The sequence below is a fragment of the Aeromonas sp. R7-5 genome, assembly GCF_040908015.1.
Classification (GTDB): Bacteria; Pseudomonadota; Gammaproteobacteria; order Enterobacterales; family Aeromonadaceae; genus Aeromonas; species Aeromonas caviae.
In genome coordinates this window covers 344,475-369,539 of sequence record NZ_JBFOCZ010000032.1, presented here as the reverse complement: position 1 = coordinate 369,539, position 25,065 = coordinate 344,475, and the positions used below count along the sequence as shown (strand labels likewise).

The following is a 25,065-nucleotide window of genomic DNA, read 5'->3' as shown; positions in this document are numbered from 1 at the left end:
AACCCGCTCAGTGAACCATCATGTTGATGTTGAGGTTGTACATGATCCACAGGGAACCCACGACCACGATGGCGATGATGAGCACGGTAAAGACCAGTGCCACCAGGTTCCAGCGCTCCTCGGAGGAGGTGTTCATGTGCAGGAAGTAGACCAGGTGTACGAAGATCTGCACCACCGCCATGGCCACCACGGTGCCGAGCACCACGGCGTGGGAGGCGGAGCCGTCCATCACCATCCAGAACGGCACGGCGGTCAGGATGAGTGACAGCACGAAGCCGATCATGTAGGACTTGACGCTGCCGTGGCTGGCGCCGTGATTGTCAACGGAATGACTCATTTACATGACCCCCATCAGATAGACCACGGTGAAGACGCAGATCCATACCACGTCGAGGAAGTGCCAGAACAGGCTCAGGCACATCAGGCGAGTGCGGTTGCGCTCGGTCAGCCCCTTCTTGGTGATCGACACCATCATCACGATGATCCAGACCAGGCCGCTGGTCACGTGGATACCGTGGGTCCCCACCAGGGTGAAGAAGGCAGAGAGGAAGCCGCTGCGATCCGGGCCCGCCTCGTGCACGATCAGGTGATGGAACTCGTAGATTTCCATCGCGATGAAGCCGGCACCCAGCAGGAAGGTGACGAACAGCCAGGTGTTGACCGCCGCGACCTTGTTCTTGTTCATGGCCAGCATGCCGAACCCGAAGGTGATGGAGCTCAGCAGCAGCAGCATGGTTTCGGCGAACACGAACGGCAGTTCGAAGATGTCCTTGCCGGTGGGGCCGCCGGCAGTGCCGTTGACCAGGACCGCATAGGTCGCGAACAGGGTCGCGAACAGGATGCAGTCACTCATCAGGTAGATCCAGAAACCGAATACCTTGGTGGCACCGGCATCGTGGTGCCCATCCTCATGGGCACCGTGAGAGTGATGTAGTACGTCAGTCGCCATGGAATTAAGCCACCTTGTTGATGTTGTCGAAATGCTGACCTTCGATGCGCTCGATCTCGTCAACCTGTACGTAGTAGTCCACATCGTCGTTGAAGCTGTGGATGATCCAGGTGGCGATCATGCCGATGAAGCCGGCGATGGCCATCCACCAGATGTGCCAGATCATGGCAAAGCCGAACACCACGCTGAAGGCGGCGATGATGACACCGGCACCGGAGTTCTTCGGCATGTGGATGGGGGCATACTGGGCAGGCTTCTTGTAAGCGCTGCCGTCAGCCTTGGCTTCCCAGAAGGCGTCCAGACCGGTGACCTTCGGCTCGATGGCGAAGTTGTAGAACGGCGGCGGAGAGGACGTCGCCCACTCCAGGGTACGGCCACCCCAGGGATCGCCGGTCAGGTCGCGGTTCTTCTCGCGGTCGCGGATGCTGACCACGATCTGGATGACCTGGCACAGCACGCCCAGGGCAATCAGACCGGCGCCGCAGGCGGCGACCACCAGCCAGCCGTGGAACTCGGGATCGATGTTCTGGCTGACACGACGGGTCATGCCCATGAAGCCCAGCACGTAGAGCGGCATGAAGGCCACGAAGAAGCCGGTGATCCAGCACCAGAAGGCACGCTTGCCCCAGACGTCATCCAGCTTGAAGCCGAACGCTTTCGGGAACCAGTAGGTGATACCGGCGAAACAGCCGAACACCACGCCGCCGATGATGACGTTGTGGAAGTGGGCGATGAGGAACAGGCTGTTGTGCAGCACGAAGTTGGCGGCCGGCACGGAGAGCAGTACCCCGGTCATGCCACCCACGGTGAAGGTGATGATGAAGCCGACGGTCCACAGCATGGGCGAGGTGAACTCGATGCGACCGCGGTACATGGTGAACAGCCAGTTGAAGATCTTCACCCCGGTCGGGATGGAGATGATCATGGTGGTGATGCCGAAGAAGGCATTCACGTTGGCGCCGGACCCCATGGTGAAGAAGTGGTGCAGCCAGACGATGAACGACAGCACGGTGATCGCCACGGTCGCCCACACCAGGGAGGTGTAACCGAACAGCTTCTTCTTGCAGAAGGTCGCCACCACTTCGGAGAAGATCCCGAACACCGGCAGCACCAGGATGTACACCTCGGGGTGACCCCAGGCCCAGATCAGGTTGATGTACATCATCATGTTGCCACCCATGTCATTGGTAAAGAAATGGGTACCCAGGTAGCGGTCTGCGGTGAGCAGGGCGATGGTGACGGTCAGGATCGGGAAGGAGGCGATGATCAGGATGTTGGCACACAGGGCGGTCCAGGTGAAGACCGGCAGGCGCATCATGGTCATGCCAGGGGCACGCATGCGGATGATGGTGGCGAAGAAGTTCACGCCGGTCAGCAGGGTCCCCAGACCCGAAATCTGCAGACTCCATATCCAGTAATCGACCCCGACCCCGGGACTGAACTCCAGCCCCGACAAGGGCGGATAGGCCAGCCAGCCGGTCTGGGCGAATTCACCGACCCCGAGGGAGACGTTGATCAGCACCACGGCCGCGGCGGTGAACCAGAAGCTCAGGTTGTTCAGGAAGGGGAAGGCCACGTCACGGGCACCGATTTGCAGCGGCACCACGATGTTCATCAGACCGATCACCAGCGGCATGGCCACGAAGAAGATCATGATGACGCCGTGGGCGGTGAAAATCTGGTCGTAGTGATGGGCATTCAGGTAGCCTTCGCCACCCCCGGAGGCGATGACCTGCTGGCCACGCATCAGCACGGCGTCGGCAAAGCCACGCAGCAGCATGACCATGCCCAGGATGAGATACATGATACCGAGGCGTTTGTGGTCGACCGAGGTCAGCCACTCTTTCCACAGATATTGCCACTTGCCGTAGTAAGTGATGAGACCGGCGATGGCCAGGCCCCCCAGAATGATACCGGCTATCGTGACCATGATGATGGGTTCATGGTACGGAATAGCCTCGAGTGTCAATTTTCCAAACATCGATTATTCCTCGGATCCTGCTTTCACACTCTTGTCGGCCGACATGGCCATGTGTCCGGCATGGGCGTCATGGTTCATGGCCTGGTTCTCCATGGCGTCCTCTTGCGAGGCCTCATGGTTCATCCCTTCGTGGTCCATGGCACCCGCTTTCGGGGCGGCGTCATGGTTCATGGCCTCGTGGTTCATGCCCTCGTGATCCGCAGAGCCCGCAGCCGGGGTGGCGTGACCACCATGGGACATGCCGCCCATGAACTTGTTGATGATGTTGACGAACAGCTTGGGATCGGCGCTGGCGAAGTACTCCACCGGGTGGTTTTCGCTCTTCTTGGCCAGGGCATTGAACTCATCCATGGTGCTCAGGGCCTTGGAAGAGGCCTTCACCTTGGCTACCCAGGCGTCGAAACCGGCTTGATCCTGGGTCGCGATGGCCTTGAACTTCATGCCGGAGAAACCGGCACCGCTGTAACCGCCGGAGATGCCCTTGTACTCGCCCGCCTCGTTGGCAATCAGGTGCAGCTTGGTCTGCATGCCGGCCATGGCGTAGATCTGGCCGCCCAGTTGCGGGATGAAGAAGGAGTTCATCACGGTGTCGGAGGTCACCCGGAAGTTGACCGGGGTGTTGACCGGGAAGGCCAGCTCGTTGACCGACGCAATGCCCAGCTCCGGATAGACGAACAACCACTTCCAGTCCAGGGAAATGACATCCACCTGAACCGGTTTGACGTCCGATTCCAGCGGCTTGTAGGGGTCGAGGGAGTGGGAAGTTTTCCAGGTGATCACCGCCAGGATGACGATGATGATGACGGGTACAGTCCAGACGACTGCCTCAATCTTGTTGGAGTGGGCCCAGTCCGGCGCATAGGTGGCACTGGTGTTGGACGCTCGGTATTTGTAGGCGAACGCCACCGCCATGACAATCACGGGCACCACCACGATCAGCATCAAGCCGAGTGCGGTGAGTATCAGTGACTTCTGCTCCATACCGACCTGCCCCTTGGGGCTCATCAGTGCCATGTCGCAGCCACTCAGCAAGCTGGCGGTCGCGAGCAGCAGCAAAGCGCCCAAGCCCCTCTTCACATCAAAGAGTCTCATGCAATGTCCTCATCTTTTGAAGGCTTATTGGTATAAAAAAATGCAGCATTTTATTGCATCAGACCGGCATGTGAACAACATGAAAAATTAATCCCAAAAATGTTCAAAAGGTGATGGAAAGCGGTATCAGATGTTAATCCCTTGACATTGACCAATTTATTCAAGTTACACCGCGGCAATTCATCTTCCGTTAATCTCTCGCGCCACCAAAAGTGACCACCAATTAACCAAAAAGATCCATCTGGTCTGTTTTTAACCCGCCATTGCGATCAAAAAAGAGCCATACAGCCCCTTTTCGACTCACAGGTCATTTTTCCACACCTTGATCTGGATGGGTGTTTTTCGGGGAAGATTAAAAAAATAATTAATCAAACAAATGTATGATTAACTTCCCGCCCCCCGACAACGGTCGCAACCCCTGACGCCAGAAGGCACACTTCGTAACAAAACGGGCCCTTGTGCGGGCCCGTTGACAATCGTTTTCTCTCCCTCCCTCGGAGTCGGAGTCAGGAGTGATTGTGTTCCATCCGGGTCGCCACGGCGATCCGGTTCCAGGCGTTGATGGTGACCACCTGCACCAGACACTGGGCCAGCAGGGTTTCCCCCAGTTGGGCCAGCGCCGCCTCATAGGTCTGCGTCGTGAGCCCCTTGTCGGCGATCAGGGTCACCTCGTCGGTCAGGGCCAGCACCGCCCGCTCCCGGGCGTCGAACAGCGGCGACTCCTGCCAGGCGGCCAGCGCCAGCAGACGCTGGGCACTCTCCCCGTGCTTCATCGCCACGTCGGCGTGCATCTCGATGCAGTAGGCGCAGCCGTTGATCATGGAGGCGCGCAGCTTGATGAGCTCCTTGAGCGACAGGGGAATGTCGGTGCCCCCGAGGTAGGACTCGAGGCCCATCATGGCCGAGACGGCGGCGGGCACCTGGTTGGCGAGCTGGATACGGTGTGACATGGCAAGACTCCTGTGATGGACCCCGGATGGGGCGGTGAGCTGATTGTTCACTTTTTCATTGTTGATTAGAATATCGTCATAACCTGCAACAGTTTTGCGTTTATCGCAAAGGTGAATCCATGCTGGATCGCATCCGCATCCTGGCCCAGGTGGTGGAATCGGGCAGTTTCTCCCGTGCCGCCCGCGCCCTCAACCAGGCCCCCTCCTCCGTGACCCGTGCCATCGACGCCCTGGAGCAGCAGCTCGGGATCCCGCTCTTCAAGCGCAGCACCCGCCAACTGGTGCTGACCGAGCAGGGCGCCTATTTTCTCGCCCGCTCCCTGCCCCTGCTGGAGGAGGCGGATCAGCTGGTGCAATCCCTGCAACCCCTCTCGGTGGCGCCAGAGGGGCCGCTGCGGGTCTCGGTGTTCGAGAGCTTCGGCGCGTCCTGGCTCTCTCCCCGCCTGCCCGACTTCCTCGCCCGCTACCCCGGGGTGCGCCTGGAGGTTGCGCTGGACAACCGCATGGTGGATCTCGATGCCGAGAACGTGGACGTGGCGGTGCGCATCGGCAAGCCCGCCGACAGCAGCCTGCACACTCGTCATCTGCTCACCAACCGCTCGCTGCTGGTCGCCTCCCCCGCCTATCTGGCCCGCCATGGCGAACCCGCCCATCCCGCCGAGCTGGCCCACCACAACTGCCTTATTCGCGGCCATGGGCGCCAGCGCCAGCACTGGTACTTCCAGCAGGGCACGGAGAGCGAGAAGGTGGCGGTGCAGGGCAACCTTGCCTCGGTCGGGGGCACGCCCCTGCTCTGCGCCGCCCTCGCGGGGTGCGGCGTGCTGCTGCTGTCGAGCTGGATGGTGCAGCAAAGCATCGACGAGGGCACCCTGCTGCCGCTGCTGCCAGAGTGGCTCGCCTCCCCCTACGAGGATCGCCAGGACGAGATCCACGCGGTGTTTCGTGGCGGCCGCTTCCTCAAACCCCAGACCCGCGCCTTCATCGACTTTCTGGTCGAGGCGATCAGGCCCTTGCAAGGGCCGCGCTGACCGCAACAGGGCCTCCTGGCGAAACCCTGAAAACGCAGACGCCGGGCACAGGGCCCGGCGTCTGGAAATGAGGGTCGCCACGGCGACCGCTCAGCGTGATTTTCGCCCGTCAGGGCTCGGGGAGAGCCCCCGGTAATCCCCGTAGGGGAAGATGTTGCGCAGGCGCTGGGCCACGGGCTCGGGGATGGAGCGGGAGAAGACCAGCCTCACTCCGTTGCCGTCCCGCAGGCCCAGGATGCGCCCGCGCACCGGCTCATGGTGCAGGATCTGGGTCGCCTGGGTCACAAAGCGCGGCGGCACCGAGCCCCGCTTCACCACCACCTTGCCCGGCGCGAGCCGGACCTCGAACAGGGCACCGCGCCCCAGCGTCATCAACCACCCGATCAGGGCTATCGCCACCAACAGAGACAACCAGGCCATTGCGTCTTCCTCCCGTCAACCCGATGTTCGCCAGTATAACCGGGGGCGCCTCACCATGACCCGGCCGCCATCACGCTTTCACTCACTGCCGGGCCTTATCGGCGCCCCTTGCCCCAGGCCACCAGGGTATCCCGATAGAGGGCGAGCAGGGCCTGATCCCGCACCGCGACCCCGACCTGCTGGGCCGGGCAGTCGGCCCACTCGTCATGGGGATGGCGGGTGTCGTCAAACTTTTGCAGGGTATGGCCGATGGCGGGCCCCTCGGTGATGACCCGCACCGGCCCCTTGCGCAGGGTAAACAGCGCAGGATCGATCACATAGGCGATGGCGGAGGGATCGTGCACATGGCACCCCGCCATGCCGATGCGCTCGGAATAGAAGCGCAGGTAGAAGCGGCTGACATCCCACAGGAAGCGGCCCGGCTCCCCCGCATCGTCCCGCAGCGCATCCAGATAGTCGGCGGTGAAGATGCTCTGCTGGGTGACGTCGAGCCCGATGATCACCAGGGGCCAGGGGGCGGTGAAGACCCGGTCCGCCGCATCGGGATCGTCGTGGATATTGGCCTCGGCATAGGGGGTCACGTTGCCGCGATGGCCGTTGACGCCAAAGGCGCCGCCCATCACGACCACTTCTTTCACCAGGGCGGCTACCTCGGGGGCCGCCTCGAGCGCCAGCGCCAGGTTGGTGAGGGGACCGATGGTCACCAGGGTGATCTCGCCGGGATGGGCCTTCACCGTCTCGACGATGTATTGCCAGGCCGGGCGGGGATCCGGGATGAGGGTCACCTCCCCCGCCTGGACGTCGCCAAAGCCGCTCGGGCCGTGCACCACCGTCGTCGGCCCCACAGGCTCGCGCAGCAACGGCGCGGCGGCGCCCCGGGCCACATCCGCCTTCATGCCATATTTTTGCTTGAGCCAGAGGGCGTTGCGGGTGCCGTTTTCGATGGTGGCATTGCCAAACACCGTGGTGATGGCGAGCAGGTCAACGGCGGGGTGCGCCTCGGCAAACAGAATGGCCATGGCATCGTCGATGCCGGGATCGGTATCCAGAATGATCTTGTGGGTCATGGGTCCTCCGTGAAACGAGCTGCCAGTGTAGCGGGCCGTCGCCGCTTTGACAGCACCGGGATCACAACCTCGGGGTTTCCTTTGCATCAGGCATGCTGGAGGGAGCACTCGCCCCTGGGGTCAGGGCAGGAGTCACTCGGAAGGGGCGACCACGGCCTCCTCTCCCCTGGCGGTGCGTTTCAGTTGCCCCATGAATTGCTTGAAATGGGGGAGAAACCCCTTGAACAGCTCCTCTTTGCGATGCTGCATCATGACTTCGCCAAACAGCTTCAACCCGACGATAAACGCCTGATGTTCCTGCTCCGACATGGGCAGCTTCCCCTTGCTGAGCGCCAGGATGGCAAAGATGTCGTCGTGATTCTGGCAGTCGAACTGCAACGGGGGCACCTCGCGGTCCAGCGCCTGGACCTGTACACGATAAGTGTGTGGCATCTTTCATCTCCTCTCGGGCTGGGCTTTTGCCCATATGGTTGATAAAATCAATTAAACCCTTTTAAGTTGACTTTATCAACCATGAAGTTGTCAAACCGCCTCTTCCGGATCCTCGATCAGTACAAAATCGCCATGACCCAGCATTTCCGGGCACAACAGATCGCCCTTAGCCCCCTCCATTACAAGGTGCTGCAACTGATCCATGCGCTGGATCCCGCCACGCCGCAGCTCATCGCGCAGCGGTCGGGCCGCGACAAGGCGCAGGTGACGCGCCTGCTGCAGGAGATGGAGAAACAGGGGCTCATCGAGAAGCAGCCCCATCCCACTGACAGACGCAGCATCTGTCTGGCCTTGACCCCGCTGGCCTGCGAGCGGGTCAACCAGGGGGAGCAGCAGGCCGCACGGCTCGACGAACGGCTGTGTTCCCTGCTGACGCCGGCGGAGATAGCGCAGTTGCAGCAACTGCTGGACAAGATAGAAAAAGGGCTTGAGTCGACCGATTAGGGTCAGCGTCAGGGGGGCCGCTGCCTGATTTGTGGCCAACCAGCGCGGCCTGCGCTGGCGGCGCCTTGTGAGCCACTCCCGGAGATGGTATCACTGGCCCCACTCTCCCCTTCCCGCCGAGGCGCCATCGTGATCACCCTGATTAAAGAGTCCGACCAGTTGAAAATGCCCTGGAAGAACAGGCAGGGCACCACGGCCCAGATCCTGATCTCCCCCCCTGGTTCGACCCTGGACAAGCTCGACTTTGACTACCGGCTGAGCTCGGCCCCCATCAAGGAAGCAGGGAGTTTCTCCCGCTTTCCCGGCTACCAGCGCATCCTGCTGCCCGTCAGCGGTGCCGGTTTCGTGCTCAACGGCCACCCCTACGCCACCTTCGAGGCGGCCCACTTCAGCGGGGATGACGAGACCCGCTGCGAGCTGCTGAAAAAAGAGGTGACGGATCTCGGGCTCATCTACCACCCGGCGCGCATCAGCGCCAACGTGCGGGTGCTGAACCTGCCCTTCCCCCTCAGCCTCACCCTGGAGACGGACAAGTGCTACCTCTGCCACCTGCTGGAGGGCCAGCTCACCGTGCAGGGACAGCAGGTCGCACCGGGCGAGACCCTGGTGGTGCAGGGGGAGGAGAACATCCGCTTCGAGTGCGGCAAGAAGACCACCCTCGCCTTCTTTACCCTGCAGCCCAAGCAGGCCGCCGTTTAACGCCGGGGGGCACGGCCCCCGCTGTCGAGGCAGGCCTGCATGGTGTCATAGGGGGTATAGTGCCTGGTGCGGCTGTAGTAGGTGCCGCCCTTGGGGTGGCAGATGCCGCTCCGGCTCTTCTTCACCGGGGGCTCGGCGGCCAGCGCCATGGCGCACAACAGCATCAGGCAACAGCCAAGCATCCATTTCACTGCGTTCATTCTCTCTTTTCCGAAGGGGCGTAGGCGGGCCACTGGCCCATTTGCGGCCTATTCTACGCCGGTCATCTCCTTGCCACCCCAGACCAGATCATGAAAGCACCGCGACGCAGCGCAAGCGAAGACAAAAAAGCCGGGACCCTCCCGGCTTTTGCTTGTACTGGCGGCGACACTGTCCTTGGCACTACCCCACCTTGAAGCTGCCCTTCATCAGGGCGAAGTGGCCCGGGAAGGAGCAGAAGAAGGTGAGATCCTTGCCCGCCAGGCCGTCGGTCTTGAAGGTGACGCTGGTGCTCTCACCGCCCCCCACCAGCTTGGTGTGGGCCAGGATCCTGGGGTCATCCTTGGGCAGGTAGTCGTGATCGACCCCGGCGCTCATGCCGGCGGTGGCGATGGCCTGATAGTCGGCGGTGTTGGCCAGCACCCAGTTGTGGCCCATGTTGGCCACCGGTAGCTTGCCCGTGTGATTGAGGGTCACCGTCACCTCCTTGCAGGTGGCCGGCACGCTCATCGCCGTCTGGTTGAACTGCATGGCGTCATTGCCTTCGATCACCAATGCGCACTCGTCGGCCAGGACCGGGGTGGCGAGGGAGCCAAGAAGCAGCAGGGTTAACACCTTTTTCATCACGTTCTCCTTTGATTGACGAAGGATGACAGCACAGGCATCTCGCCCCCGTGGGCGCGACCCGCAAAGATGCTGTCAGGATCGATCTTCATTGTATTCAAATGTCACCGAAGGACGACCGCTTTTGGGCCAGCCTGCGGGCCCGGTCACTTCTTTTCTCCCGACCCCGGGCCCAAAGCAGGTTGATCAAATTCCCCTCCGGCTTAATTATTTGCCGCCTTCCCGCCCACGGCCACTCGCCAACACCGCAGCCGTTGGCTAAGCTGCTCCCCCGTCGATGACTCCCGCGAGAATGAGAGATGAAGTTCCCCTTTGCGCCTGCGCTGGCGCGCACCCTGCTGCTCTCCCTGATCCTGCTGCTTGGCGCCTGCCAGCCGGCCCCGACCCAGACCCGCATCCAGGGCAACACCATGGGCACCTATTATGCGGTGACCCTGAGCGACCCCTTCCCCGGCGGACAGGGGGCACTGCATCAGGAGGTAGAGGCGCTGCTGGCACGCCTGAACAAGGAGATCTCCACCTATGATCCGGGCTCCCTCATCTCCCGCTTCAATCAGGGAACGGGGCAACCCCCCCAGGTCATCCCGGCCACCATGGCGAAGATTGTGCAACAGGGCATTGACGCCGGGCACCTCACCCGGGGGGTTCTCGATGTCACCGTGGGCCCCCTGGTCAATCTGTGGGGATTCGGGCCGGACAAGCGCCCGGTCAGGCGGCCCGGCGCAGAGCAGATCGCCAAGGCGCGGGAGCGGGTCGGCATCGACAAGCTCACCCTGACCCCCGAGGGGGATCACTTCCTGCTCGGCAAGGCCATCCCAGACCTCTATCTGGATCTCTCCACCCTGGGTGAGGGGGCGGCCTCCGACGAGATAGCCGGGCTGCTGGAGCAAAGAGGGGTTCACAACTACCTCATCGAAGTGGCCGGGGCAGTGCGCAGCAAGGGGCACAACGACAAGGGCAATCCCTGGCGGGTGGCCATCGTCGAGCCCTCGGACAGACCGGGCGCCATCGAGGACGTGGTGACCCCGAACGGCATGGCGGTGAGCACCGCCGGCAGCTATCGCAACTATTACGAGCTCGACGGCAAGCGCTACTCCCACATCATCGATCCTGCCACCGGCGAGCCCGTGACCCACAAGCTGGTCTCCGCCACCGTCATCACCCCCACGGCCCTGGAGGCCGATGCCCTCGACACCGCCCTCATGGTGATGGGTCCCGAGCGGGCGATGGCCTTTGCCAGGGAGCACAAGCTGGCGGTCTATCTCATCGAGAAGACCGCCACGGGCTTTGCGGCCAGCCACACCCCCGAGTTTGCCCCCTATCTGGTGCGTAAACAGCCCTGAATGACGAGGCCCCGCAGCGCGGGGCCTCGTTCACTGACCGCCTATTCGATGGGGATGCGGTGGGGCGCGGGGCTGGCCGCCTGCTTGGGCAGGCGCAGGGTGAGGATGCCGTTGTCAAAGCGGGCGCTCACCTGCTCTGGCGACACCTCCACCGGCAGCTCGACGCTGCGCGACACGCTGCCATAATAACGCTCGCTGCGCAGGGCCCGTTCATCCTTGTTCTGGCTGTCAAACTGGCGGATCTCCGCCTTCAGGGTCACCAGCTTGCCGTGCACGTCCACGTGAATGTCCTCCTTCGCCACTCCGGGCAATTCCGCCTGCAGCAGGTAGTCATCCCCGCTCTCCCGCAGATCCAGCTTGATCTGGCCGGGCAACGGGTCCCCGTGCAGGGGGCGGATGTAGAAGCCGGAGGCCATGTCGTGGAACAGGTCATCAAACAGGCTGGTGCGACTTGGTAGCAAACTCATCTGATCCCTCCTTGTGAGCGGGCAAGGGAGCAGACGGGCACCCTGCCCTTCTGCCGCCTCCCGCATGCAGACGCTCTTCAAGTCTAAAAACCGGGACAGCGCCTGCCAGTGCCAACTCACCTTCCCTTGACCGGGATCAAAGGCAAGACACCCTTTTTTTACCCAAGGTCTGCGGGAAAAACCGGGGCCCCTCCCCATGTGCAATTGCCTGCCTGCGGACTTTGGTGGCACACTTCTCCCACCAGCCCGTAGCGCCTTGATGCCAGACAGATGCAGACACCGGACTCCGTACCCGAGAAGAAACCCCAGCCCAAGCCCAAGCGCATCCTGCTGGTCAACGAACAGCGTTCCTTCCAGATGATGATGAAGGCGATGCTGATCAACATCGGCATCAACCGCATCACCTACACCAACTCCGCCGACGAGGCGCGCCGCCGCTGCCAGAAAGAGAGCTTCGACATCTATCTGCTCGACTATGAGCTGGGGGCGGGCGAGAACGGCCGCCAGTTGCTGGAAAGCCTGCGGGATCAGCAACTCATTCCGCCCCAGAGCGTGGTGATCATGGTCAGCAGCGACGGCTCCCGCGCCATGGTGCTGAGCGCGCTGGAAGCCGAGCCCGACGAATACCTGATGAAGCCCTTCTCCCAGGAGCAGTTCTCGTTTCGCCTCAAACGCGCCCTCGCCCGGCGCCAGGCACTGGAGAGCGTCTTCAGCGCCCTCACCCGGGACGATCTGCCCGCCCTGGTGGAGGCCTGTGCCAAACAGGCGGACGCGGTGCCCCGCTTTGCCAACTTCTGCCGCTGCCTGCAGGCCGATACCCAGCTCAAGCTGGGCCAGGCCAAGGAGGCCCGCAGCCTGATGCGCCAGCTGCTGGCGGGGCAGGAGAACAGCTGGGCTCGCCTCACTCTGGGCAAGGCGTGCCATACCCTGGGTCTGCACGAGGAGGCGGTGAGCCACCTGCAAGCCACCCTGAAACACACCCCCCTGATGGTGGAGGCCTACCTCTGGCTCGCGGAGTCCCTGCTGGCGCTGGGCAATGACGAGCAAGCCCAGCAGGAGCTGCGCCGGGCGGTGGACATCTCTCCCCAGTCGGTGCAGCTCTCCCGCCGTCTGGCGGAGGTGTGCCTGCAACGGCACGACTACGCCCAGGCCAAGGACGTGCTGCTCGCCCTCATCGACTTGTCGCGCAACTCGATCCACCGCACGCCGCATTATCTCGGGGCCTATATCCAGACCCTCACTCTCTACGCCCTCAACAGCAACGACGGCTACCACATCGCCAACCTGCAAAAGCAGGTGAACTCCGCCCTGTCGCGTATCCGCGACTCCCTGATGATGTCGGAGTTCAACTACCCGGTGTTCGAGCAGATCTGCCAGGCTCGGGTGCGCATCGCCCTGGGGGAGCTGCTAAAGGGCAAGAAGATGCTCTATCGCGCCAACCAGAACTGGCTGGACGAGCCCGCCACCATGCCTCCGGCCCTCCTTGGCGAGACCATACTCGCCCTCTATCAGCTCGGGGAGTTCGAGTACGCCGAGAGCCTGCAATCCCTGCTGGCGGAGGATGAGGATCGGCTGCTCACCACCTGCATCCAGGTGACCCGAGATGACAAGACGGTGCAGGAGCGGCGCCAGCGCTATCAGCAGCTCAACGATCTGGGCATCAAGGCCTATCAGGCCGGAGAGCTGGAGCAGGCCCTCGGCCACTTTCGCGAGGCCCTGCGCCGGGCGCCCGCCAATACCGGCGCCGCCCTCAACAAGATCCAGGTGCTGCTGCAACTCATGCAGAAGAACCGCAAGAGCCCGGAGTTTGGCGCCGAGTGCAAGGAGACCCTGGAGGTGCTGGAGGGCATCCCCCTCAACCCCGCCCAGCAGGAACGTTTTCGCAAGCTGCGCCAGGAATATCATCAGCACAGCTGATATCCCCCCTCCTCCCCTCACCTATGCTGATACTGACTCAGGGAAGGGAGGGGTAACACCATGGCAATGTGCCGATACCTGGTGGCCGATGGCCGCCACTGCACCGAAGAGGCAGGGGATCATGATCTCTGCCGCTGGCACGACCCCGCTGCGGCCCACAACACCCCTGATACCGCCGAGGCGCTGGAGCGCTATGTGCGCCAGGGAGGCCTGTGCCACGGCCTGCAACTGGCCCGCGCCGAGCTGGCGGATCTCAACCTGGTGAACAGGCAGGGTCCGGAGGGATTCTTGCTGGAGCAGTGCAACCTCTATCGCGCCAACCTGCGGGGGGCCCATCTCTACGGCATTCGCATCAAGGGCGGCAGCCTGATGAAGGCCGATCTGAGCGAAGCGAACCTCCACTGCGCCACCCTCGACGACGTCAACCTGCTCGGCATCCGCTGGAAGAACACCCGCCTCGACAACCTGGAGACGGGCAAGCGGCTGATGCAGGACAGAAAGGGGCGCCGCGAGCGGGACCCGGCGCAGGCCCGCGTCTGGTTCAAGGAGGCGGAGGAGACCTACCGGGATCTGCGCAAGGCCTCCGAGGCCCAGGGCATCTTCACCATGTCCGGTCGTTACATCCAGCAGGAGCTCACCATGCGCCGCCTGCAGATGCCGTTCTGGTCCTACCGCCGCTTCGCCTCCTGGATAGTGGATCTCTTCTGCGGCTACGGCGAGGCCCCCATGCGGGTGGTGCTTTTTTCCCTGCTGCTCATCGTCATCTGCAGCATTTTTTACTTCTTCTGCGGCCTCAACTTCGCGGGCACCCACCTCATCTATCGCCCGGACGCCCCCCTGGAGCAGAACGCCATCTTCCTGATGGAGTGCCTCTACTACAGCGTGGTGACCTTCACCACGCTGGGGTATGGGGACTTCACCCCGGTGGGGCTGTCGCGGATCTTTGCCGCCTTCGAAGCCTTTACCGGCAGCTTCACGCTGGCACTGTTCGTAGTGGTGTTTGTCAAGAAGATGACCCGCTAGAAACCTGTCCACGATCCTGCTGGGAGGCCACTTCCAAGGCTCATATGCTGCTCGCTTGTGTGTCGCCAGGCGCTCTCATGTATACATATGCACTCAGGTTCCTCTGCTGCGCGTCACCTTGCTGACAGACTCTCGCGACAGATCGTGAACAGATTCCCGAGCCGCTGCGCCAGTCACCGCCCCCGAACTTGCATCCATCGCGGATTCCTAGTCCAATAAGCGACGAACAAAAACGACATGAGCACCCCGAACATGAAGATCATCTCTTTCAATATCAATGGCCTGCGCGCCCGTCTTCATCAGTTGCAAGCCCTTATCGACAAGCACCAGCCGGACGTGATCGGCCTGCAGGAGATCAAGGTGCACGACGAAGCCTTCCCGGTCGCGGATGTGGAGGCCATGGGCTACCACGTGGTCTTCCACGGCCAGAAGGGGCACTACGGGGTCGCCATCATGAGCAAGCAGGCTCCCATCGAGGTGCAAAAGGGTTTCCCCACCGATCCGGAAGATGCCCAGCGCCGCATGATCATGGCCAGCTTCAAGCGGGAAGACGGCTCCGTCATCAAGGTGATGAACGGCTACTTCCCCCAGGGGGAGAGCCAGGATCACGAGACCAAGTTCCCGGCCAAGCAGAAGTTCTATGAAGACCTGCAGCACTACCTCGAGACCCACCACACCCCGGACGACCAGATAGCGCTGATCGGGGATATGAACATCTCCCCCACGGATCTCGACATCGGCATCGGCGAGGCGAACCGCAAGCGCTGGCTGCGGGATGGCAAGTGCTCCTTCCTGCCCATCGAGCGGGAATGGATGGAGCGGCTCAAGGGGTTCGGCCTCACCGACACCTTCCGCGCCGCCAACCCCACCGAGTGCGAGCGCTTCTCCTGGTTCGACTACCGCTCCAGGGGCTTTGACGAGAACCGGGGCCTGCGCATCGACCTCATCATGGCCTCCGACGCCCTCAAGGACAAAGTGACCGAGACCGGCATCGACTACGAGCTGCGCGGCATCGACAAGCCCTCGGATCACGCCCCCATCTGGACCTGCTTCGCCTGATCCCCACGTCAGGCTAGCCCTCGCCAAAAGAACCTGCCCCCGCCCATGCGGGGGCTTTTTTTGTTCACTGCCCCGCCCTTTCTTAATCCATATCAATTCCCAGGCAGACGGCGCTTGCCAGGCCTTGACCTTCTCCTTTCGGCAAGGTTTAGATTCGGCCCATCCGTCACAGGGAAGCCACCCATGCTCTCATCGAGATTGCCCACCACGTTCATCGCCCGGCTGTTGCTGGGACTGATGCTCGTCTGCAATCTCACCCTGTGCATCGGCTGGCATGGGGCGGCCACCGCCCTGCCAAGCGACGCATCCGCATCCATCCTGACTCCGGCGCAGTCCCCCCTGTCTCATGGGCTGCACCAGAGCGAGCCTGTGCAGCACTCCGCCATGCACCAGGCCGACACAGCCTCTCTCTCCTGCCACGGCGGCCCCCAGAGTGAGGCGGCCCCGCCCGGGGAGGAGTGCCAGATGCAGAGCGGCGTCTTCGGCGCCACCAGTGCGCCGCCCCTGCTCGGCCTGCTGCTGTCACTGCTGCTTCCCCTGCTGCTGTTCCCTTCGTGGCGCCTCGCCCCCCTGCTGGACAACTGGTTGCGGGATCCCTTCCTGCGATCCCGAGGTACCCACCCTCCCTCCTGGCCGCGCCGACACCTGATGTTGTCGGTGCTGCGCCACTAGAAAGCGCTTCTCTCGCGGCAGCGGCAAGCCTCGGCTTGCCCGTTTTCTGCCGCCTTGCCTGACCCTGCGCCCCGGCCAAACCGGCCTGCTCGCAGGGAGCCGTGCGCGCTGATGCAGCTGCGCCCCGTTTGCCGCCTCGTGGTGATGCCCTGCCCGCGCACACCACCACACTGGCGGCCTGACAGAAGAGAAGAGATACCATGTCAATTACCCCTGTTACCCGGTCTGCCTGCACGCAGCCGTGCCCGCCGCCCCTTCGCCTCCCGCGCGCCGGAGGCTTGTCATGAACAAGACGCTGTTGATGTCCGCCCTGCTGCTCGCCCTCGGCGCCGGTGGCGGCTACTGGGCCGCCAAACAGACCTCCGCTGGCACTGCAGCCAAGGAGAAGACGCCCCTTTACTGGGTCAACCCCATGGATCCGCGCGACAAGCGCGACGGCCCTGCCAAGGACAACATGGGGATGGACTTTATCCCCGTCTATGAGGAACAAAAAAACGGCTCGCCGGGCACAGTCACCATCAGCCCCGAGATCCAGCAGAACCTGGGGGTGCGACTGGCTAAGGTCGAGCGACTGCCAATCCACCAGCAGATCGAGACGGTGGGCTATGTCGGCTATGACGAGGACAAGCTGGAGGCGGTCAACGCCCGCATGGCGGGCTGGATCCGCACCCTCGCCATCAAGAGCGAGGGGCAACAGGTGAGCAAGGGGAGCCTTATTTACGAGCTCTACGCCCCGGATCTGGTCAACGCCCAGCACGAATACCTGCTCGCTCTCAACACCAGCAACCCGCTGCTGCTGCGCGCCGCCGAGGGCAAGCTTAAGTCCCTGCAGGTGCCGGCCGACCAGATAGCGGCCCTCAAGGGCAGCCGTCAGGTGCAGGAGACGGTGCGTATCTATGCCCCCAGCAGCGGTTATGTCTCGGAGCTGAAAGTACGGGAAGGCCAGTATGTGGAGCCCGCCGCGGCGCTCTTTAACATCAGTACCCTCAAGCAGGTGTGGGTAAGCGCCGAGGTGTTCGAGCGCCAGGCGGCCCAGCTGAAGGTGGGGGACCCGGTCACCATGACCCTCGACTATGCCCCCGGCCGCCACTGGCAGGGCCGGGTCGATTACCTCTACCCGACCCTGGATGCCGCCACCCGCACCCTCAAGGTGCGGCTGCGCTTTGCCAACCCGGACGAGTTTCTGAAACCCAATATGTTCGCCAAGGTGAGCATTCGCACCGGGCAGGGCCAACCCCGGTTGGTGGTACCGAGCGAAGCGGTGATCCGCACCGGCAGCCAGGATCGGCTGGTGCTGGCACTGGGGGATGGCAGCTTCAAGTCGGTGGCCGTCACCCTGGGCCCCCAGTTTGGCGACAAGGTCGCCATCCGGGAGGGCGTTGAAGCCGGGGACAGCATCGTAAGCTCGGCCCAGTTCCTGCTCGACTCCGAATCGGCCATCGATTCGGACTTCCAGCGCATGACGGCGGTGCGCCCCGCCCAGGTGTGGACCCAGGGCGAGGTTGAAAGCATCGATCTGGCCAACCGCACCCTGATGGTCTCCCACCAGCCCATCCCCGAGTGGCAGTGGCCCGCCATGGAGATGGAATTCACCGTCGCCGACGGGGTCGATATGAGCAAGCTCACCGAAGGGCAGACCCTGCACCTGCAAGTGATGCAGGAGGGGGATGAGTACCGCATCACCACCATCCATCAGGAGCAAGCGCCGGCAAGCGGCGACGCCACCAAGCCTGCTGCGGATGAGATGGAGAAGATGGAAGGCATGGACCATAGCCAGCATCAGATGGCGATGCCCGAGATGGAGAAGAAGTCATGATCCTGTCGATCTCTTGCCGCTTTACTCGCAACCATGTCCTGCCGTTCACACCACGCCAAGAGGAAGGAGCCAGATCATGATCCCTTCCATCATTCGCTGGTCCATCGGCAACCGCTTTCTGGTGCTGCTGCTGACCCTCATGCTCACCGCCTGGGGGCTCTGGTCGGTCAAACAAACCCCGGTGGATGCCCTGCCGGATCTCTCCGATGTGCAGGTGATCATCAAGACCTCCTACCCGGGCCAAGCCCCCCAGGTGGTGGAGGATCAGGTCACCTACCCGCTCACCACCGCCATGCTGGCGGTGCCGGGGGCCACCACGGTGCGCGGCTACTCCTTCTTCGGCGACTCCTTCGTCTATGTGCTGTTTGACGACAACACCGACCTCTACTGGGCCCGCGCCCGGGTATTGGAGTATTTGAGTCAGGTGGCCCCCAACCTGCCCGCCTCCGCCCGCCCCCAGCTCGGCCCCGATGCCACCGGGGTGGGCTGGGTCTATCAGTACGCGTTGGTGGACAGAACCGGCAAGCACGACCTCAACCAGCTCACCTCCCTGCAGAACTGGTTCCTCAAGTACGAGCTGCAGACGGTGGACGGGGTCTCAGAGGTCGCCACCGTGGGCGGCATGGTGCGCCAGTATCAGGTGCGGGTCGACCCTGACAAGCTGCGCGCCTACGGCATCCCGCTCTCCCTTATCGAGACCGCCATCAAGCAGGGCAATCAGGAGACCGGCGCGTCCGTCATCGAGATGGCGGAAGCGGAGTACATGGTGCGCTCCAACGGCTACCTCAAGAGCCTCGAGGATCTGAAGCAGATCCCGCTAGGTACCACTGTGCGCGGCGCCCCGCTGCTGCTGGGCGATGTAGCGGACGTGGTCACCGGGCCCCAGAGCCGGCGTGGTCTGGCCGAGCTCAACGGTGAAGGAGAAGTGGTGGGCGGCATCATCGTCATGCGCTATGGCGAGAATGCCCAGCACACCATAGACGGGGTCAAGGCACGGCTAGCGGAGCTGAAGAGCAGCCTGCCAGAGGGGGTGGAGGTGGTCACCGTCTACGATCGCTCCGACCTTATCCAGCGCGCCATCGACAACCTCTCCGGCAAGCTGGTGGAGGAGTTTGCAGTGGTGGTGCTGGTCTGCCTCGCCTTCCTGTTCCACCTGCGCTCATCCCTGGTGGTGGTCATCTCCTTGCCCATCGCCATCCTGACCGCCTTTATCGTGATGCACCTGCAGGGGATCAACGCCAACATCATGTCGCTCGGCGGCATCGCCATCGCCATCGGTGCCATGGTGGATGGCGCCATCGTGATGATCGAGAACGTCCACAAGCACATGGAGCGGGAGGCGCTCACCGACAAGAACCGCTGGCGCATCATCACCGAGGCGAGCATAGAGGTGGGGCCCGCCATCTTCTTCTCCCTGCTGATCATCACCATCAGCTTCCTGCCGGTGTTCGCCCTGGAGGCGCAGGAGGGGCGGATGTTCCACCCCCTCGCCTACACCAAGACCTACGCCATGGCCGCCGCGGCCGGGCTCGCCATCACGCTGGTGCCGGTGATCATGGGTTACTTCATCCGTGGCAAGGTGCTGGCCGAGCAGGCCAACCCGCTGAACCGCTGGCTGAGCCAGGGCTATGTGCCGCTGCTCAAAGCCGTGCTGGCTCGTCCGAAAACCACTCTGGCCATCGCCGCCGTGGTGACGGTGGCGGGTTTCTGGCCGCTCAAGTACCTGGGTTCCGAGTTCATTCCGCCGCTCGATGAGGGGGACATCATGTATATGCCCACCACCGCGGCCAATATCTCGGTGGGCAAGGCGCGGGAGATTTTGCAGCAGACCGACAAGCTCATTCGCACCGTGCCCGAGGTGCAGAACGTGTTCGGCAAGGCGGGGCGCGCCGAATCGGCCACCGACCCCGCCGATCTGGTGATGATGGAGACCAGCATCCAGCTCAAGCCACGCGACCAATGGCGCCCCGGCATGACCCCGGAGAAGCTGAAAGAAGAGCTGGACTCCCTCATCCGCTTCCCCGGTCTCACCAACGCCTGGGTGCCCCCCATCAAGACCCGCATCGACATGCTGGCCACCGGCATCAAGACCCCGGTCGGCATCAAGATTGCGGGGCCCGATCTCAAGGTGATCCAGCAGCTCGGCCAGCAGCTGGAACAGATCGTTGGCAAGGTGGAGGGCGCCTCATCGGTCTACGCCGAGCGGGTGGCCGGTGGCCGCTATGTGAAGGTGGATATCGACCGGCTCAAAGCAGCCCGCTACGGCCTCAACATCGCCGACGTGCAGGCGGTGCTCGCCACCGCGGTGGGCGGCATGGAGGTGGGCCAGACCATCGAGGGGCGCGAGCGTTACCCCATCAACCTGCGCTATCCCCAGAGCTATCGCGATTCGGTGGCGAGCCTCGAGCTGCTGCCGGTGGTGACCCCGAGCGGCGCGCGCATCGCGCTGGCGGACGTGGCCCGGGTTTACATCAGCGATGAGGCCCCCATGCTGCGCAGTGAAAATGCGCGGCTCAACGGTTGGGTCTACGTCGATATTCGCGGCCACGATATCGGCTCTTTTGTAGATGAGGCCAAGGCAGAGGTGGGCAAGCAGCTGGTACTGCCGGCGGGCTACGCCCTCACCTGGTCCGGCCAATACGAGTACATGGAGCGGGCCAAGGCGCGCCTCGCCTACGTGGTACCGCTCACGGTCGCCATCATAGTGCTGCTGCTCTATCTGGCGTTTCGCCGCGTTCAGGAGGTGTTGCTTATTCTCACCACCCTGCCGCTGGCGGTAGTGGGCGGGATCTGGACCCTCTGGCTGCTGGACTTCAACCTCTCGGTGGCGGTCGGGGTGGGCTTTATCGCCCTGGCGGGGGTGGCGGTGGAGACGGGCGTCTTGATGCTGGTCTACCTCAACCACGCCTGGGATGAGCTGGTCGCCAGCGGCAAGCCGGACCAGGCGGGCCTGCACCGGGCGGTGATCCACGGCGCCGCCCTGCGCCTGCGCCCCAAGATGATGACGGTGGTCACCATCATCGCGGGCCTGCTGCCCATCATGTGGAGCCACGGCACCGGCTCCGAGGTGATGCAGCGCATCGCCGCGCCGATGATTGGCGGCATGGTGAGCGCGCTGGTGCTGACCCTCTTGGTGCTGCCTGCCGCCTATTACCTCTGGCGCAGCCGCAGCCTTGGCAAGACCGAAACCCGGCAAGCCGATTGACCCGACTTCACCACCGACTTTGAATAAACGACGAGGAAAAGATCATGAATTACAAGACGTTGACCCTGACATTGCTGCTCGGCCTTGCCACCCACACCAGCCTGCAGGCTGCCGAGATGATGAACCACCAGGGGCACGACATGGCGCAAATGGAGGGGATGAACCATGAGGGCCACGACATGGCCGCCATGCAAACCGAGCAGACCCTGATCAAGGGGACCATCACCCGCCTCGATGCCGCGAGCGGCAAGGTCGGGATCAGGCACGAGGCGATCACCAACCTCAAGATGCCTCCCATGACCATGGTCTTTCGGGTGGCCGATACGGACCTGCTCAAGGATCTGAAGGTGGGGGATGCGGTGCGCTTTCACGCCGAGAACCCGGCCGGCAAGCTCACCGTGACCGCCATCCAGAAACGGTAACCACTGCCTTGAGCCATAAAAACGGCGGGATTATCCCGCCGTTTTTATTTATGACATCACAAGATGTGGCTCTGTCAGCCGCGAATATGCGCGATAAAGGCGTCGATCTGTTCGCGGCCGCAGGCGGGGTTCATAAAGACCGCCTTCTCGCCGGCGATGTAGGAATACTTGCCGCGAGAGTCATAGTCGGAGTGAGCCACCGCCTCCACCCAGTTGGTGTAGAGCCCCACCTTGCCGCGTCCCTTGAACAGGCTGCGGTGATACTCGGTGTTGCGGGCCAGCCGCGCCTTGTAGGCCGCATCCGGGCTGCGGGCCAGCTCGAAGGCGAACTCCGCCTCGGGGTCCTGTACCCACTCGGGGTTGTAGATCTTGAAGCCGACACTGGGCCCCTGGTTCTCCTGGGCCACCAGCTTGACGTTGCCGAGCTGGCTTAACCGGAAGCGGAAGTAGTTGGCGTTTTGCAGGCAGTGGGCAAGCACGGTGCGATACCCCTCCACCCCCAGGTAGTTGAGGGCCGCATAGGCACCGAACAGGCCGCTCGCCCCGCGGGAGCACTCGATGGTGGATTGCAGGTGGGTCTGACCCTGGATGTCCCGCTCAAAGTAGGAGAAGTTCTCCGGGTCGTTCTCCATCGCCTTGAGATCGTCCTGCTCCTTGATCATCACCAGGCTGGAGGTGTAGGGCACATAACCCCACTTCTGGAAGTCCACGGTGAACGAATCGGCATATCTGAGCTCGGCGAAGCGGCTCACGTTGCGCTCGATCCCCGCCAGGGTGGCGCTGTTGATGGCGAGCGGGTTGGCGGCAAAGTCGTAATCCAGGAAGAAGATCATCGACCAGCCGATGGCGGCGTCGACGTGGATGTGGGGCCTGACCGCCACCTCGAAGCGCTCGCACAGCCTGTCCCGCAGCTCGACCACGGGTTTGACCCTATCCACCCCGAAGGTGTCGGTGGTGCCCATAGTGAGCATGATGGTGGGCACCACGTGATGAAGGGCGAAGCAGGCGGTCAGGGTGCGCTCGAGGTGGTCGAGATCGATGTCGTTGTTCTCCCCGACCTGGATGCGGATGGTCTTGTTCTCGATGTCCACCCCGAGCAGGGAAAGGTTGGTGATGTTGGAGTAGTGGCCGCCCTGGGAGTTGATGATGCGGTAATCCTGATAGTGGCCAAGCCCCTTGTGCTTGGCCTCCGGCAGGCTCTTGCGGATGCCGAGCAGGTAGCCGTAGAGGTTACAAAACGTCCCCCCCTGGGTGAAGATGCCGGTGGCGCGAGCTGGGTCATAACCCGCCAGCAGCGCTATCTGGCGCACCACCTTCTTCTCGAGCTCCTCCGCCACCCCGGCGTATTCGGAGTAGACCAGGTTGGGATTGGCCAGAATGCCCATCTGGGCGCCATAGATGGCGGGATCCGCCGACATGGTGATGACGTTCTCGACGCTGGAGGGGTTCTCCCAATCCTTTGACAAGGCGCCGGCAAACAGCAGCTCCGCCATGGGCTCCCCCGGCGTGCGCATGGTGGCTGGCACCGGCATGGTTTCGCAGAGATCCGCCAGGCGGGCGCGGCCATCGGGCCAGGCATTGAGCCGCGCATCCGGCGCCAGCCCACGGGCGCGAAACTCGTTGAGGGCGGCAAAGCCGGGCTCGCGAAAGACCGGCCAGAGATCGGGATTGCGGGAGAAGAAGTGGGCTTTGACGGTGGCAAAACGGCGGGCGAATTCGGGGGAGACGGCGTTGACGCCCTCATCTTTCAGATAGACCAAGTGATTCATTTTTATACCATTGATACTGCTGAGGTGCGGTTTTTATACTCCAGTGACACCTCTATCAACAGAGACAATAACTAATGGTCTGCCCTACTTTTTGTCATGTTGGCGCCCTGACGGGCGCCGCGCCCCCTCTCCCCTCTTTTCCCCTGTTCATCTTGTGATCCTGGTCATGGGCAAGGTCAGCGCAGGGCGGTCAGCAGCCATGCCGAGAATCCTTCCAGCTCGGAGTTGGCCGAAAACGTCGCCCGCCACTGACGCAGCAACTCGTCGATGGCGTCGGGACGATAGGCCACCCCGGGCAGGCGTGCGGCCAGGTCATCCAGGGGCGCAGGGTCCAGGGTGTCACTGAAGATCTGTGCCCTTCCTATCACCCCCTTCTCCACGTCGAAATGAAGCTCGACCCCGCCCCAGGGGAAGCGCTCCTCCAGCAGGTGGCTGAAGGCGGGAGCATGGCCGAAGTTCCACTCCCAGCTGCGTTGGCGGGCAAAAGTCTCGGCAAAGCCGGGCAGGTCGGGCATCCGCTCGGGGGAGATATGCTCGGGCTGCACCACCTCACCGTGATGGGCAAAGAAGGCGTCGCACAGGGCCTGCACCACCTGCTCATGATCCAGACCAGGCAGCAGCTCGCCAAGGTTCGCCACCCGGCTTCTCACCGAGCTGATGCCCTTGGCCGCCAGCTTCTTGGGGTCGGGATTGAGGTAGTGGGCGAGGCGGCCGAGATCGGCATCCAGCAGCAGGGTACCGTGGTGAAAGCCGCGATCATGGGTCTCCCGGTAGGCCGAACCCGACACCTTGCGATCCCCGTCCGGGGTCGCCACCAGCAGGTCGTTGCGCCCGGAGGCAAAAGCGCTCACGCCGAGTCTGGCGAGGGCATCAATGACGATGGTGGTGGAGACGCTCTTGTCATAACCGGGCTTGCCCGCCATGAAGGTGAAACAGCTGTTGCCAAGGTCGTGGAACACGGCGCCGCCCCCGCTGCTGCGCCGGGCCAGGGTCACCCCGTCCTCTTCCATGCGGCGGGTGTTGCACTCCTTCCAGGGGTTCTGGGCCCGGCCTATCACCACCGTATTGTCGTTGCGCCACAGGAACAGCACCCGCTGGGCCGGGTCCATCTGGCGAAAGATACACTCCTCCACCGCGAGGTTGAACAGGGGATCGTGGGAGTCGGAGAGCAGCAGGCGCAAGGAAGACATGACAGGACCTTCTCGGAAAACAGGAAACGGATGACTACCATACCACCCTGAACGGAGGAAGGCGTCCCCCGACCGCCACAGGTCGACACCCGATCGGGGCAAGAGCATCAACTTCTGATACGACAGGAGAAGACAAGAGGGAGTCGCCGAAAACACGCAGTTTGTCATTAACAGGCGAGAAGAGAGGCGGCAGCCACCCCTCTTGGAATGACACCTTATGCCCTTGTCACCGGGCCGG

Annotated in this window: 24 protein-coding genes; 11 read left to right on the top strand and 13 right to left on the bottom strand. The window is 62.8% G+C overall.

Going from position 1 to position 25,065, the window contains the following annotated elements; translation table 11 throughout:
- Positions 1–7: 7 nt before the first annotated feature.
- The 5 genes from AB5Y53_RS14745 to AB5Y53_RS14725 all read right to left on the bottom strand — a co-directional run bounded on the left by AB5Y53_RS14745 (position 8) and on the right by AB5Y53_RS14725 (position 4,972).
- Positions 8–337, bottom strand: a complete 330-nt coding sequence (locus tag AB5Y53_RS14745; protein WP_010673684.1) for a cytochrome o ubiquinol oxidase subunit IV — start codon at positions 335–337, stop codon at positions 8–10.
- Positions 338–1,033 (bottom strand): cytochrome o ubiquinol oxidase subunit III, encoded by a 696-nt coding sequence (locus tag AB5Y53_RS14740; protein WP_080560441.1) that lies wholly within the window; start codon positions 1,031–1,033, stop codon positions 338–340.
- Positions 954–2,930 (bottom strand): cytochrome o ubiquinol oxidase subunit I, encoded by a 1,977-nt coding sequence (gene cyoB / locus AB5Y53_RS14735; protein ID WP_041211612.1) that lies wholly within the window; start codon positions 2,928–2,930, stop codon positions 954–956. Before cyoB ends, AB5Y53_RS14740 begins: the two co-directional genes overlap by 80 nt.
- Positions 2,931–2,933: 3 nt before the next feature.
- Entirely contained in the window at positions 2,934–4,022 is a 1,089-nt protein-coding gene (gene cyoA / locus AB5Y53_RS14730; protein ID WP_080767819.1) for a cytochrome o ubiquinol oxidase subunit II, read from the bottom strand.
- 506 nt (positions 4,023–4,528) lie between these two features.
- The gene (locus AB5Y53_RS14725; RefSeq protein ID WP_103260469.1) at positions 4,529–4,972 is read right to left on the bottom strand and encodes a carboxymuconolactone decarboxylase family protein; all 444 of its coding nucleotides are present in this window, start codon (positions 4,970–4,972) and stop codon (positions 4,529–4,531) included.
- A gap of 119 nt (positions 4,973–5,091) precedes the next feature.
- Between AB5Y53_RS14725 and AB5Y53_RS14720 the strand changes: the two genes are divergently transcribed.
- Positions 5,092–6,000, top strand: a complete 909-nt coding sequence (locus tag AB5Y53_RS14720) for a LysR family transcriptional regulator (protein ID WP_368182400.1) — start codon at positions 5,092–5,094, stop codon at positions 5,998–6,000.
- 90 nt (positions 6,001–6,090) lie between these two features.
- Here the strand turns inward: AB5Y53_RS14720 and AB5Y53_RS14715 are convergent, their stop codons facing one another.
- The 3 genes from AB5Y53_RS14715 to AB5Y53_RS14705 all read right to left on the bottom strand — a co-directional run bounded on the left by AB5Y53_RS14715 (position 6,091) and on the right by AB5Y53_RS14705 (position 7,919).
- Positions 6,091–6,420 carry a DUF3634 family protein gene (locus AB5Y53_RS14715; protein WP_039039207.1) on the bottom strand — a complete coding sequence of 110 codons (330 nt, stop codon included), beginning with the start codon at positions 6,418–6,420 and terminating at the stop codon, positions 6,091–6,093.
- Between the two features lie 95 nt (positions 6,421–6,515).
- The gene (locus tag AB5Y53_RS14710; RefSeq protein WP_368182398.1) at positions 6,516–7,487 is read right to left on the bottom strand and encodes a nucleoside hydrolase; all 972 of its coding nucleotides are present in this window, start codon (positions 7,485–7,487) and stop codon (positions 6,516–6,518) included.
- 132 nt (positions 7,488–7,619) lie between these two features.
- Complete coding sequence (locus AB5Y53_RS14705; protein WP_041214821.1) at positions 7,620–7,919, bottom strand: DUF3861 domain-containing protein; 300 nt, start codon at positions 7,917–7,919, stop codon at positions 7,620–7,622.
- 81 nt (positions 7,920–8,000) lie between these two features.
- Between AB5Y53_RS14705 and AB5Y53_RS14700 the strand changes: the two genes are divergently transcribed.
- Positions 8,001–8,423 (top strand): MarR family winged helix-turn-helix transcriptional regulator, encoded by a 423-nt coding sequence (locus AB5Y53_RS14700; protein WP_257726140.1) that lies wholly within the window; start codon positions 8,001–8,003, stop codon positions 8,421–8,423.
- A 129-nt stretch (positions 8,424–8,552) separates the two neighbouring features.
- Complete coding sequence (locus AB5Y53_RS14695; protein ID WP_368182397.1) at positions 8,553–9,122, top strand: HutD family protein; 570 nt, start codon at positions 8,553–8,555, stop codon at positions 9,120–9,122.
- Here the strand turns inward: AB5Y53_RS14695 and AB5Y53_RS14690 are convergent.
- Together AB5Y53_RS14690 and azu are read right to left on the bottom strand one after the other, a co-directional pair.
- Positions 9,119–9,322: a hypothetical protein gene (locus tag AB5Y53_RS14690; RefSeq protein WP_103244534.1), complete on the bottom strand. Its 204-nt coding sequence runs from the start codon at positions 9,320–9,322 to the stop codon at positions 9,119–9,121. The genes AB5Y53_RS14695 and AB5Y53_RS14690 overlap by 4 nt on opposite strands.
- 181 nt (positions 9,323–9,503) lie before the next feature.
- Complete coding sequence (azu, locus tag AB5Y53_RS14685; protein WP_043155526.1) at positions 9,504–9,944, bottom strand: azurin; 441 nt, start codon at positions 9,942–9,944, stop codon at positions 9,504–9,506.
- 299 nt (positions 9,945–10,243) lie between these two features.
- Between azu and AB5Y53_RS14680 the strand changes: the two genes are divergently transcribed.
- A complete protein-coding gene (locus AB5Y53_RS14680; RefSeq protein WP_368182396.1) occupies positions 10,244–11,287 on the top strand; it encodes an FAD:protein FMN transferase in 1,044 nt (347 codons plus the stop codon).
- 41 nt (positions 11,288–11,328) lie between these two features.
- Here the strand turns inward: AB5Y53_RS14680 and AB5Y53_RS14675 are convergent, their stop codons facing one another.
- Positions 11,329–11,754 carry an Hsp20/alpha crystallin family protein gene (locus AB5Y53_RS14675; RefSeq protein ID WP_113736095.1) on the bottom strand — a complete coding sequence of 142 codons (426 nt, stop codon included), beginning with the start codon at positions 11,752–11,754 and terminating at the stop codon, positions 11,329–11,331.
- A 270-nt stretch (positions 11,755–12,024) separates the two neighbouring features.
- Between AB5Y53_RS14675 and AB5Y53_RS14670 the strand changes: the two genes are divergently transcribed.
- The 7 genes from AB5Y53_RS14670 to AB5Y53_RS14640 all read left to right on the top strand — a co-directional run bounded on the left by AB5Y53_RS14670 (position 12,025) and on the right by AB5Y53_RS14640 (position 21,868).
- Positions 12,025–13,671 carry a response regulator gene (locus AB5Y53_RS14670; RefSeq protein ID WP_042014219.1) on the top strand — a complete coding sequence of 549 codons (1,647 nt, stop codon included), beginning with the start codon at positions 12,025–12,027 and terminating at the stop codon, positions 13,669–13,671.
- A 60-nt stretch (positions 13,672–13,731) separates the two neighbouring features.
- A complete protein-coding gene (locus AB5Y53_RS14665) occupies positions 13,732–14,694 on the top strand; it encodes an ion channel (RefSeq protein ID WP_029314056.1) in 963 nt (320 codons plus the stop codon).
- Between the two features lie 252 nt (positions 14,695–14,946).
- Positions 14,947–15,753, top strand: coding sequence for an exodeoxyribonuclease III (xthA, locus tag AB5Y53_RS14660; RefSeq protein ID WP_010673667.1), 807 nt, complete (start codon positions 14,947–14,949; stop codon positions 15,751–15,753).
- A gap of 183 nt (positions 15,754–15,936) precedes the next feature.
- A complete protein-coding gene (locus tag AB5Y53_RS14655) occupies positions 15,937–16,425 on the top strand; it encodes a hypothetical protein (RefSeq protein WP_043154755.1) in 489 nt (162 codons plus the stop codon).
- Between the two features lie 283 nt (positions 16,426–16,708).
- Positions 16,709–18,241, top strand: a complete 1,533-nt coding sequence (locus AB5Y53_RS14650) for an efflux RND transporter periplasmic adaptor subunit (RefSeq protein WP_368182394.1) — start codon at positions 16,709–16,711, stop codon at positions 18,239–18,241.
- Between the two features lie 76 nt (positions 18,242–18,317).
- Positions 18,318–21,446, top strand: coding sequence for an efflux RND transporter permease subunit (locus tag AB5Y53_RS14645; protein WP_368182393.1), 3,129 nt, complete (start codon positions 18,318–18,320; stop codon positions 21,444–21,446).
- Between the two features lie 44 nt (positions 21,447–21,490).
- The gene (locus tag AB5Y53_RS14640; protein ID WP_171268785.1) at positions 21,491–21,868 is read left to right on the top strand and encodes a copper-binding protein; all 378 of its coding nucleotides are present in this window, start codon (positions 21,491–21,493) and stop codon (positions 21,866–21,868) included.
- Positions 21,869–21,942: 74 nt separating this feature from the next.
- Here AB5Y53_RS14640 and AB5Y53_RS14635 read toward each other — a convergent pair whose 3' ends face one another.
- Together AB5Y53_RS14635 and AB5Y53_RS14630 are read right to left on the bottom strand one after the other, a co-directional pair.
- Positions 21,943–23,637 (bottom strand): aspartate aminotransferase family protein, encoded by a 1,695-nt coding sequence (locus AB5Y53_RS14635; protein ID WP_368182392.1) that lies wholly within the window; start codon positions 23,635–23,637, stop codon positions 21,943–21,945.
- A gap of 176 nt (positions 23,638–23,813) precedes the next feature.
- A complete protein-coding gene (locus AB5Y53_RS14630; protein WP_201901342.1) occupies positions 23,814–24,827 on the bottom strand; it encodes a lipoate--protein ligase in 1,014 nt (337 codons plus the stop codon).
- Positions 24,828–25,065 lie beyond the last annotated feature (238 nt).

What these genes read in the sequence shown, in the direction of transcription:
- AB5Y53_RS14705 (WP_041214821.1), bottom strand. Translation starts at nt 7,919, where the DNA reads ATGCCACACACTTATCGTGTACAGGTCCAGGCGCTGGACCGCGAGGTG.
- AB5Y53_RS14720 (WP_368182400.1), top strand. Translation starts at nt 5,092, where the DNA reads ATGCTGGATCGCATCCGCATCCTGGCCCAGGTGGTGGAATCGGGCAGT.
- AB5Y53_RS14745 (WP_010673684.1), bottom strand. Translation starts at nt 337, where the DNA reads ATGAGTCATTCCGTTGACAATCACGGCGCCAGCCACGGCAGCGTCAAG.
- AB5Y53_RS14710 (WP_368182398.1), bottom strand. Translation starts at nt 7,487, where the DNA reads ATGACCCACAAGATCATTCTGGATACCGATCCCGGCATCGACGATGCC.
- AB5Y53_RS14740 (WP_080560441.1), bottom strand. Translation starts at nt 1,033, where the DNA reads ATGTGGACTACTACGTACAGGTTGACGAGATCGAGCGCATCGAAGGTC.
- AB5Y53_RS14645 (WP_368182393.1), top strand. Translation starts at nt 18,318, where the DNA reads ATGATCCCTTCCATCATTCGCTGGTCCATCGGCAACCGCTTTCTGGTG.
- AB5Y53_RS14675 (WP_113736095.1), bottom strand. Translation starts at nt 11,754, where the DNA reads ATGAGTTTGCTACCAAGTCGCACCAGCCTGTTTGATGACCTGTTCCAC.
- AB5Y53_RS14680 (WP_368182396.1), top strand. Translation starts at nt 10,244, where the DNA reads ATGAAGTTCCCCTTTGCGCCTGCGCTGGCGCGCACCCTGCTGCTCTCC.
- AB5Y53_RS14715 (WP_039039207.1), bottom strand. Translation starts at nt 6,420, where the DNA reads ATGGCCTGGTTGTCTCTGTTGGTGGCGATAGCCCTGATCGGGTGGTTG.
- cyoA (WP_080767819.1), bottom strand. Translation starts at nt 4,022, where the DNA reads ATGAGACTCTTTGATGTGAAGAGGGGCTTGGGCGCTTTGCTGCTGCTC.
- AB5Y53_RS14670 (WP_042014219.1), top strand. Translation starts at nt 12,025, where the DNA reads ATGCAGACACCGGACTCCGTACCCGAGAAGAAACCCCAGCCCAAGCCC.
- AB5Y53_RS14665 (WP_029314056.1), top strand. Translation starts at nt 13,732, where the DNA reads ATGGCAATGTGCCGATACCTGGTGGCCGATGGCCGCCACTGCACCGAA.
- AB5Y53_RS14640 (WP_171268785.1), top strand. Translation starts at nt 21,491, where the DNA reads ATGAATTACAAGACGTTGACCCTGACATTGCTGCTCGGCCTTGCCACC.
- AB5Y53_RS14700 (WP_257726140.1), top strand. Translation starts at nt 8,001, where the DNA reads ATGAAGTTGTCAAACCGCCTCTTCCGGATCCTCGATCAGTACAAAATC.
- AB5Y53_RS14655 (WP_043154755.1), top strand. Translation starts at nt 15,937, where the DNA reads ATGCTCTCATCGAGATTGCCCACCACGTTCATCGCCCGGCTGTTGCTG.
- AB5Y53_RS14650 (WP_368182394.1), top strand. Translation starts at nt 16,709, where the DNA reads ATGAACAAGACGCTGTTGATGTCCGCCCTGCTGCTCGCCCTCGGCGCC.
- AB5Y53_RS14635 (WP_368182392.1), bottom strand. Translation starts at nt 23,637, where the DNA reads ATGAATCACTTGGTCTATCTGAAAGATGAGGGCGTCAACGCCGTCTCC.
- xthA (WP_010673667.1), top strand. Translation starts at nt 14,947, where the DNA reads ATGAAGATCATCTCTTTCAATATCAATGGCCTGCGCGCCCGTCTTCAT.
- AB5Y53_RS14630 (WP_201901342.1), bottom strand. Translation starts at nt 24,827, where the DNA reads ATGTCTTCCTTGCGCCTGCTGCTCTCCGACTCCCACGATCCCCTGTTC.
- azu (WP_043155526.1), bottom strand. Translation starts at nt 9,944, where the DNA reads ATGAAAAAGGTGTTAACCCTGCTGCTTCTTGGCTCCCTCGCCACCCCG.
- AB5Y53_RS14690 (WP_103244534.1), bottom strand. Translation starts at nt 9,322, where the DNA reads ATGAACGCAGTGAAATGGATGCTTGGCTGTTGCCTGATGCTGTTGTGC.
- AB5Y53_RS14725 (WP_103260469.1), bottom strand. Translation starts at nt 4,972, where the DNA reads ATGTCACACCGTATCCAGCTCGCCAACCAGGTGCCCGCCGCCGTCTCG.
- cyoB (WP_041211612.1), bottom strand. Translation starts at nt 2,930, where the DNA reads ATGTTTGGAAAATTGACACTCGAGGCTATTCCGTACCATGAACCCATC.